The 9,175-nt window shown below is 59.2% G+C and carries 9 protein-coding genes; 5 read left to right on the top strand and 4 right to left on the bottom strand.

Going from position 1 to position 9,175, the window contains the following annotated elements; all coding sequences use genetic code 11:
* Positions 1-1,127 (top strand): glycosyltransferase (locus TRM7557_RS15560; protein WP_058291147.1); only part of this gene is annotated, 1,127 nt, incomplete at its 5' end.
* 75 nt (positions 1,128-1,202) lie between these two features.
* Here TRM7557_RS15560 and TRM7557_RS15555 read toward each other — a convergent pair.
* Positions 1,203-1,967, bottom strand: coding sequence for a substrate-binding periplasmic protein (locus tag TRM7557_RS15555; RefSeq protein ID WP_058291146.1), 765 nt, complete (start codon positions 1,965-1,967; stop codon positions 1,203-1,205).
* Positions 1,968-2,429: 462 nt separating this feature from the next.
* On the opposite strand from TRM7557_RS15555, the gene TRM7557_RS15550 reads away from it, so the two are divergent.
* The 4 genes from TRM7557_RS15550 to TRM7557_RS20390 all read left to right on the top strand — a co-directional run bounded on the left by TRM7557_RS15550 (position 2,430) and on the right by TRM7557_RS20390 (position 5,420).
* Positions 2,430-3,596 (top strand): nucleotide sugar dehydrogenase, encoded by a 1,167-nt coding sequence (locus tag TRM7557_RS15550; RefSeq protein ID WP_058291145.1) that lies wholly within the window; start codon positions 2,430-2,432, stop codon positions 3,594-3,596.
* Positions 3,597-3,609: 13 nt separating this feature from the next.
* Positions 3,610-4,644, top strand: coding sequence for an NAD-dependent epimerase/dehydratase family protein (locus tag TRM7557_RS15545; RefSeq protein WP_058291153.1), 1,035 nt, complete (start codon positions 3,610-3,612; stop codon positions 4,642-4,644).
* 114 nt (positions 4,645-4,758) lie between these two features.
* The gene (locus TRM7557_RS15540; protein ID WP_058291144.1) at positions 4,759-5,190 is read left to right on the top strand and encodes a hypothetical protein; all 432 of its coding nucleotides are present in this window, start codon (positions 4,759-4,761) and stop codon (positions 5,188-5,190) included.
* Between the two features lie 104 nt (positions 5,191-5,294).
* Complete coding sequence (locus TRM7557_RS20390; protein ID WP_268873724.1) at positions 5,295-5,420, top strand: hypothetical protein; 126 nt, start codon at positions 5,295-5,297, stop codon at positions 5,418-5,420.
* On the opposite strand, the gene TRM7557_RS15530 is transcribed toward TRM7557_RS20390, so the two are convergent.
* The 3 genes from TRM7557_RS15530 to TRM7557_RS15520 are packed head-to-tail and all read right to left on the bottom strand — an operon-like array spanning position 5,405 to position 9,164.
* Positions 5,405-6,766, bottom strand: coding sequence for an O-antigen ligase family protein (locus tag TRM7557_RS15530; RefSeq protein ID WP_131727567.1), 1,362 nt, complete (start codon positions 6,764-6,766; stop codon positions 5,405-5,407). The two genes, TRM7557_RS20390 and TRM7557_RS15530, sit on opposite strands and share 16 nt — an antisense overlap.
* A gap of 45 nt (positions 6,767-6,811) precedes the next feature.
* A complete protein-coding gene (locus tag TRM7557_RS15525; RefSeq protein WP_058291141.1) occupies positions 6,812-7,735 on the bottom strand; it encodes a sulfotransferase in 924 nt (307 codons plus the stop codon).
* Positions 7,728-9,164 carry an oligosaccharide flippase family protein gene (locus tag TRM7557_RS15520; protein WP_058291140.1) on the bottom strand — a complete coding sequence of 479 codons (1,437 nt, stop codon included), beginning with the start codon at positions 9,162-9,164 and terminating at the stop codon, positions 7,728-7,730. The genes TRM7557_RS15525 and TRM7557_RS15520 overlap by 8 nt, the downstream gene beginning before the upstream one ends.
* Positions 9,165-9,175: the final 11 nt, after the last annotated feature.

Raw genomic sequence — 9,175 nt, 5'->3', positions numbered from 1 at the left:
TGAAGGGCGTCCACACGCTCTCTTATCAGCCGTTCCACCGCCCCGGCAAAGACGCCTTTGGCCTGTCAAAGGACTGGGAAGCGGCCGCAGGCGCGGGCTTTGGTGCGGTGCAGGCGCTGCAGGAGTTTCAGCGCGAGACCGGCTTTAAACCCGATATTATTCTGGGTCACACCGGCTGGGGCGAGATGTCTTTCCTCAAGGATCTGTGGCCGGATGTGCCGGTGATTGGCTTCTTTGAATATTACTACAATATGGACGGCGGTCTGGTGGGCTTTGACCCCGAAGCGCCGCCCAATCCGCAGACGCCCTTTTTCAACCGCGCCCGCAATGTGGTCCCTTGGATCAACTTGGGCGCTGTGGATCAGGGCCATGTGCCCACCTATTGGCAGCGTGACCGCTTCCCGGATGTGTTCCACGACAAGATGTATGTCTGCCATGATGGCATCCGCTGTGACCGGCTGGGGCTGGATCAAAGCGCCTCTGTCGGGTTGGGGCGGCTTGATCAGCCGCTGACCCGCAACGATGAGGTCGTCACCTATATTGCCCGCAATATGGAACGCGCGCGCGGCTTTCATGTGATGATGCGGGCGCTGCCCGAAATCCAGGCCGCCCGTCCCAATGCCCGCATTCTGATGATCGGCGGCAATGAGACGTCATATGGCCGCGAAAGCAGCCACCCCGGCGGCCTGCGCGGGGAAATGGAGGCCGAACTTGGCGACCGCGTCAATTGGGACCGGGTGCACTTCCTCGGTCGCGTGCCCTATGACGACCTGTGCCGGATCATCCAGATCTCCAGCTGTCATATCTATCTGACCATGCCCTTTGTGCTCAGCTGGTCGCTGTTGGAGTCTATGGCGATGCAGGCCACGGTGGTGGCCGCCGATGTGGCGCCGGTGCGCGAAGCCATCACCCATGGCGAAACGGGGATGCTGGTTGATTTCTTCGACCCCTCAGCGCTGGCAGCGCAGGTGGTCGATGTGCTGGCGCGCCCTGATGACTACGCCCATCTTGGCCCCAATGCCCGCGCTCATGTGCTGCGCGACTATGATTTCCTGACCCGCTGCCTGCCGGAACACATCCGTCAGATCAACCAGCTGGTCACCACAGCCGCACCGATCCAGATCTGAGGGTGCAGGCACGTAAATCGCAGATAAAAACGGGCAGGAAATCCTGCCCGTTGTCCTGTCGTCTGGGGTCGTAATTTACCTTCCAACGGAGGTGGCAATGATCTGGTCGATGGTGCCATCTGCGATCATGGCCTTCAGCACAGTGTCCAGCGTGGCAATGAAAGAGGCCGCTTCCGGATCGTCCCAGCTGCCGCGGAAGCCAATCATGCTGTCCTCAACCGAAGTGTCGAGCACCCGCTCAATACCGGTCAGCCCCATGGTATTGATGGCACTTTCCACCGCCAGTTGCTCCTGCACGTAACAGTCAATGCGCCCGCCCGCCATTTTCTTCAGGTTCTGCTCGGTTGTGGGGGCCTCCTGCAGGGAGATCAGACCGCCCTCGACCAGAGCAAAGAACTCTGCACCGGGGGTGCCGAAGCCTGCATTATTGCCAAAGGTCAGCCCTTTGAAATCCTGCGGATAGGACCAGTCGGCCTGGGCAACCCCTTCGCGGCAGTAAACAGAGACTTTTTCGGTGAAAGGGGCGACGGAATAGGTGCCAATCCAGGGACGGCTCTCCGGTTTGTGGTAGGTGCCGACCAGACCATGGGCCTGACCGCTTTCCACCAGGTTGACGGCGCGGGACCAGGGCACCGCCTGAAGCTCCACCTCGTGATCCCCGCCGACACGGGTCAGGGCCTCTGCAATCACATCGGCCCAGATGCCGCTGGCCGCTTTGCCATCTTTGGTCATATAGGGGGCATAGGCCTGATCCTGCACCAATGTGATGGAGGCAGCAGGGGCAGAGGTTGCAACGACGGCCAGAGACAGGGCCGCGGCAGAAGGGGCGTGTTTGAACATGAGGAACTCCGATCGCGCTATGAAGGCTGTTGAGACGCAGAAAAGGCTGGGGGAGAGCCATTAATTTTGTCTTCCCAGCTGTGCATGGGGTGGCCTCGGGTGGGGGAATTCTCGATGGGATTTAATGGATATTTGACGCGGTTTTGCGCTGTATGAGGCGGCGCGCAGTTTTACAAAGGGAGCCGATATGAGTGTTTCAGCAGGAGAAAGCCGCAGTCTGGTGTTGGGGGCTGTGCCGATTTAGATGGCAGGCCTATGCCTGAAAACGGGCACTCTTTACCTGCGTAAAGCATCCGATGCTGGCGAGCTGGGGCCATTCTGTATATATTGGGCAGGCGGGGTTTTGTGTTTGCCCCGCTGGCAGCTTGCTTGCACGCTCTTTCGTCGTGTAATTGAGGGGATGTGTTTGATACTGCCACTGAATATTGTGTGTTACAAAGATGTTATGCGAAGGGTTCATTCATGAAAATCGCTGTTGCCGGACTGGGCTATGTCGGCCTGTCCAATGCCGTGCTGCTTGCCCAGCACAATCATGTCACTGCTGTTGATATCTCGGAGGAGCGCGTTGCGCTGGTCAATGCGGGCAAATCCCCCATTGTCGATGCGGAGCTGGAAACATTCCTGGCGGAGAAGAAACTGCATCTGTCGGCCACAACCGATGCAGAAAGCGCCTATCGGGATGCGGATTATGTGATTGTGGCCACGCCCACAAATTACGATGCCAAAACCAACTATTTTGACACCTCCAGCGTGGAGGCGGTGATCAAACAGGTGATCGCGGTCAATTCCAAGGCCTGCATTGTGATCAAATCCACGATCCCCGTGGGCTATGTGGCCTCGGTGCGCGAGAGCCTCGAGACCGATCAGGTGATTTTCAGCCCGGAGTTCCTGCGCGAAGGTCAGGCGCTTTATGACAATCTGCATCCCTCCCGGATCATTGTTGGCGAACAATCCGAACGCGCCACGATCTTTGCCAATCTTCTGTTGGAAGGGGCGATCAAAAAGGATGTGGAGATCCTTTATACCGATGCAGATGAGGCCGAGGCGATCAAGCTCTTTGCCAATACCTATCTTGCGATGCGGGTGGCGTTTTTTAATGAACTCGACAGTTACGCCATGGCCGGTGGCATGGACTCGCGCCAGATCATTGAAGGGGTCAGTCTGGACCCGCGCATTGGCAGCCATTACAACAACCCCTCCTTTGGCTATGGCGGCTATTGCCTGCCCAAGGATACCAAGCAGCTTCTGGCGAACTATTCCCATGTGCCGCAGAACCTCATTCGCGCCATTGTCGATGCCAACCGCACCCGCAAGGATTATCTGGCCGATCAGATCCTGATGACCGGGGCGCGCACGGTGGGGATCTACCGTCTGGTGATGAAGGCGGGCTCGGACAATTTCCGCCAGTCCTCGGTGCAGGGGATTATGAAACGTCTCAAGGCCAAAGGCGTCGAGGTCATTGTCTATGAACCGGTGCTGGAGGAAGAGGATTTCTTCCGCAGCCGGGTGGTGCGCGACCTGCAGTATTTCAAGGACAATTGCGATGTGATCGTGGCTAACCGCGTCACCGAGGACATCGAAGACGTTGCGGAGAAGATTTTCACCCGCGACCTCTTTGGCGGCAATTGAGGGCAGCGCACATATGCAAACCGTTCTGGTCACCGGCTCTGCCGGCTTTATTGGCTTCCATCTGTCGAAGCTTCTCCTGTCCCACGGCTATCGTGTCGTGGGGCTGGATTGCATCAGCGACTATTACGATGTCTCTCTGAAAGAGGCGCGCCACGCCATGCTGGCGGAGGCCGGGGGCGATGCGTTCCTGCCGGTCATTGGCAAGGTGGAAACACCGGGGTTGATGATGGCGCTCTTTGAGGAACATAACTTTGATTATGTTATCCATCTGGCAGCACAGGCCGGGGTGCGCTACTCGATCGAGAACCCGCGGTCCTATCTGGAAAGCAATCTCATCGGCACCTTCGAGATCCTCGAGGCCGCGCGTGCGCATCCGCCGAAACATATGCTGCTGGCGTCGACCTCTTCGGCTTACGGCGCCAATACGCAAATGCCCTACCGCGAAGATCAGCGCGCCGACCATCAAATGTCCTTTTATGCGGCAACCAAGAAATCGACCGAGAACATGGCGCATTCCTATGCCCATCTGTTTGATCTGCCGGTCACCATGTTCCGGTTTTTCACCGTCTATGGCCCCTGGGGCCGGCCCGATATGGCGCTGTTCAAATTCACCAAGGCGATCCTCGCGGGGCAACCGATCGATGTCTATAACCACGGCGATATGAAGCGCGACTTCACCTATGTCGAAGATCTGGTCGAAGCCATTCGCCTGCTTCTGGATGCGGTGCCCGTCCGCCCCGAAGACGGCGTGGTCCCCGAAGGCGACAGCCTGTCGCCGGTGGCGCCGCACCGGGTGGTGAACATCGGCAACTCAGACTCTGTGCAGCTCACGGATTTTATTGCCGCGATCGAGAAAGCCACCGGCCTCACGGCGACGCGCAACCTGATGCCCATGCAGGCCGGTGATGTGCCCGCGACCTGGGCCAATGCGGAACTTCTGAAAACCCTCACCGGTTACGCACCACAAACAGACGTCGAAGACGGTGTGGCCGCCTTTGTCAAATGGTACCGCGCGCATTACCGCCCCAATGAGGCGGGGCAGAGTTAAGCGATCTTGTCTGCCCTTTTTGGGGGCAGACCTTTTTCAGTAAGGCCGATAGAGCTGAAACGCAGGTGGGAACAGTGTTCCCGGAGTTTGTGACAAGTGAAATGAGGTTTTACTATGAAAAGCGCTCTGTTTGCGATTTCTGTGCTTCTTGGTCTTGCGGCCTGCCAGACGACAACCGTCTCAGCCCCATCGGCCTCTTCTGCGGTCAGCCGTGATGCCATTCTCGCAGCTACGACTGCGTCAGAGCTTCTGGCATTGGGGGCCCGGCGCCTCAACGGGCCTGACATTCGTGCTGAGCTTGTGGGCCAGAAGCTCAGCGAAGGCAGCTGGACTTGGAATATAAACAGTGATGGAACCGCGAATTCCGCCGCAGCGGATGGCACATGGGAGAGCACATCGGTCTGGGACATTGTGGGCAATCAATATTGTCGTCAGGGTGAAGACGCGCCTCGTAAATGCAGCGATGTGTATGAGCAGGACGGCATCTACCGGTTTTCCGAGACCGAAAGTGAGCTAGCAGGCTGGGCAGTCTCGGTCGTGCAGTAGCGCGACCATCTGTTCAGCCTGATCACCGTGCCCGCCAGCCAGAGCCATTGGGTGCTGTCATTTTTGCTGCACTGGAGCTTTCTGCCAGAGCTGCTGATCTGGGGATGGGCGATCTGGCTCTGGGCGCGGGCGACCCCAAACAGCATGTGATCCGTGACGCTGCACGGCACCTCTTGCGGATATATCTTCTGGGCGCTCAGGCCCGGTCTCCGGGCTATGTCTTTCGCTGATGTGCTTTGTCAAACCGCGTATAGCGTCGGCTTCTGTCGGGTGCGGGATCTGTGTCCTCTGTGGCCGCATCCGAGCCTTTGGGCTGGGCATCCAGCATCCAGACCCCGGAGGCAAAGATGAAGAACACAAAAGAATAGATATTTGCCCAGACATGAACCGTGCAGAGGGTGAAGGTCAGGCCGACAAAGCTGAAGACCCAGGCCCGGCGCACCTGCCACAGGGCCGGATCGCTGTCGAAATCCCGAAACATCACCTTCAACAGCACATAGAGATAGCCAATGATAATGAAGATGGCCGCGGGAAACCCATAGCGCACGGCCACAACCAGCCAGAAGTTGTCCATACTGTCGCCATACATCCAGGACGGCCGTTCCCAATCATTGAGCCCAATGCCAAACAGCGGGTTGTCCAGCGCGTTCTGGAAACCGTATTCAAAGATCAGCGCCCGCCAATAGGCGGTGTGGGCAGAAAACGTCGCATAGCTGAGGAACACCCGCAAAGGGGTGCGGTTCGACAAGAGGTCAATGGCGATATAGGCCAGCACGCCCAGGGCCACCAGAAGCCACCAGCGCCCTTTGAACCCATTGAGCACAAAAGCCCAGGTGATCAGACCCAATTGCAAAAACAGCGCCAGCATCGCACCCGAAGACAGAGCGAGAAAACAGCCCAAACCAATGAGCGCGCTGGAGACCCAGCGCCAGGCGGTGCCGCTGACCCCTTTGAGGGCGATGAAGCTCAGTGAAAACACAACCGAACAGAACAGACCGTAGTGGATCGGGTGGTTGAACGCGTTTTGCACGCGGTTCAGCCCCATCCGCCCGGGAATATTGACGTCCGGCACGGAAAACAGCCCCGGTATGCGTCGGATGAGGTCGGGAATAAACGGATCCGCCGTGCGCACCTCGAGCAGGCCAAAAGGCAGCAACACAAGGGTGAGGACCGCAAGCTGCTTGCACAGGCCGATGAAGGCGCCGGTCGACCGGATATAGGCGCGCCCCAGAATATAGCCGCCCAGAAACTCGGCCCCCGTCGAGCCACTTTGCTGCACAACCGCGTCCGGATTGTTCACGACCAGCGCCGGTATCGTCCACAGGAAATAGGCGACAAAGAAATAATCGGTGAGGATCACACGCCCGTAATGGCCCATCAGAAGCTTGGCCCACAGCGGGATCATCACCACCAGAAGCAGGGCGCGCAGCGTATTGAGATAGAGCGGCCCGACAAAGAAATAGACCGAGATCACAACGCATAGAATATAGGCGGTCACGAGCGGATGGACTTTGTCCTGCGGCCGTGTCTTTGACGGCCCGCGCTGTGCGGGCGCTGCGCCTTCAGTTACGCTCACCAAAACATATTCCTTCCGTGCATCCCAACCCAGCGCTCCAAGACGTTAACAGTAGCCGCTGAGATCAATGGGGTGGGTCACAAGCTCTGCCAGTCTTTCATTATGCGCAGTGTAGCGGCCTGCAAATCGTTTGGCGACATAGGCGCTGATCGGGCGTTTGCTGCCACTCAGGGATTTGAGCGGCCAGCGCCGGCTGAGCCCCCCGGCCAGACGATAGACGCCACCGGGGGTTTCTCCCAGATTGACGATCGGACAGGGGTTCAGGGTGCTGCGCTGCAGGTGATTGGCCCGCCGCAGCAGCGGGGCTGCATATTCGGGATAGCCTGCGGCATGGACCCGCTTGGCCTCGGGGCGCAGGCCGGAAAACAGGGAGGCGCCCATGAAATCCGCCAGATCACGCGCGGCCTGCTCCATATCGACCTGCAGGGATTCCTGCGTCAGCACATAGACATTCTCGGCTCCGAACAGCTTTTGGTAATGGGCGACAAGCACATCATATTCAAAATGTTCGTCGGTAAAGCCAAAATACCCGGGTCGGTTGGTGCCCTCATAGAACTGGTCAAAGGGCATGGTGCCGCCGCGCTGCAGGTATTGCATATAGACCGATGGAATGATCCGCATCTGATCGCGCACAGAAATCAGAATGCGGGCCTTGGGGGCGATCCGGGCCAGACGTTCGGCGTAGACATCGCTTTCATGGCCGCCCTGGAACGGGTGGCCGGACAGGACCTCAGATGACAGGACCGGCACTTCGCCGGGGGTCAGGGCGGCTTTGGCTTCGGCAATGGCGTCTTGTGCCGGGGTGGGGTCAAACCGCAGCCCATGCGGTTTGACGATCTTATCAAAGATCTCCTGGTGGCCGAGAAGCTGGCGATACCCGTGATGGGGCAGGAACAGATGTTTCTGCATCCATGTGGTTGCGGTCTTGTGATATCCGACGTGCAGCAGCACAGGGTCAGTGTCAGGCATTATGTCGTGGTGCCTCTTGGTTGTGAGGAGAAAAATGCTGTGCCGCAAACCGGCGCAGGTCGCCGGTCGCAGCAATCAGCAGGACAGGGGCGCAGAGGACAAACAGGATTGAAGGCCAGGCCCCCGTTAGCCCATCGGTCTGGCCGATCACGGGCAGGATCAGGGCAATGCCACCCAGACCCAGTGCCACGATCAGGCCCGGGATCATGGGGCCAACGCCGACGCCCAGTCGCACCTGCGCCAGCGCCAGCGCGGCAAAATACCCCAGAAGCTCGGCGCCAAGGGCGATCAGCACCACATGCCACAGCGTGCCGCCTTCCAGCACCACACCCCAAGCCAGAGGCAGCGCGGCCAGGCGGATCAGATTGGGCAAAAGCGCGTTTGTGGTGATGCCCTTGGCAACGGCGGCCGTGGAGGGGCCGCTTTTGAACACCCGCACCGCCTGCCCCGCGGCCAGCCAGATCAAGAGCGGCCCCAGATCGGCAAATTTGTCACCAAACAGCCAGCTCAGCAGGGGCACGCCAAGGACAAAAATCGCCAGCATCAGCACCAGACCGATCAGAAGGCTGGCCTGAAATGCGGCCCGCGCCGTGGTGACAAAACGGGCTTCATCCCCTGCCCGCAGGGCCGCCGACAGCAGCGGCAGAAACAGGTTCTGGGCGGATTTTGCCAGTATGAGGGTCGGTGTCAGGGTCAGCGTGACCCCCATGCCAAAAAGCCCCAAGGCCACCATGCCCAGTTCCCGGCCCACAATGATCTTGTCGCCCTGCATCACCGCAAACAGCAAAAACCCATTGAGCAGCAATGGCCAGCCAAAGCGCAGCGAGCCCGCCATGATCTTGCGGTCCAGCACCAGCCGGTAGCGCCGCTCGGCCATCACCTGCGAGGTCAGCGCCCCAAGCGCCTCCTGCAGCACCAGCGCAAACAGCATGACCCGGAAATCCCCCAGCCACAGCGCCAGCGGATAGACCGCCAGAAGCGACACCAGCGCAGGCACCCCGGCCGTCAGCAGCATCGGCCCATAGCGCAGCGACCGGCTGAGCCGGTGAATGTCAAAATGCTGCAAGGACCGCAGCACCGGCATCACCGCCATGACCTGATAGGCCCAGGCAACTTCGGGAATGCGCAGCAAGGTGGCAATCGGCCCGGCGAGCGCAAACAGCAGCGCCCCCGCCAGCACGCCGCGCAGCAGCTGAAAGCCCTGAAGGGCGGCCTGAAACCGTTCGTCTTCGCCATCTTTGCTCTGGATGATCTGCTGTTGCAGACCAAATTGCGTCGACATTTCGACCAGCGCCATGGTGATGGCAAATGTGGCCGCGATTCCATAGTCCTCGACCGGGATCAGGCGTGCCACCAGCAGGTTGCGCGCCAAGAGCATGACAGAGGCCGCCGCATTGCCGGACAGCAGCATAAGAACCTTGCGCAGCATTATTGCCCTAT

It is taken from the genome of Tritonibacter multivorans (assembly GCF_001458415.1).
Taxonomy (GTDB): Bacteria; Pseudomonadota; Alphaproteobacteria; order Rhodobacterales; family Rhodobacteraceae; genus Epibacterium; species Epibacterium multivorans.
Note: the sequence above shows the minus strand (reverse complement) of the source record. Positions and strands in the feature narration are given on the sequence as shown.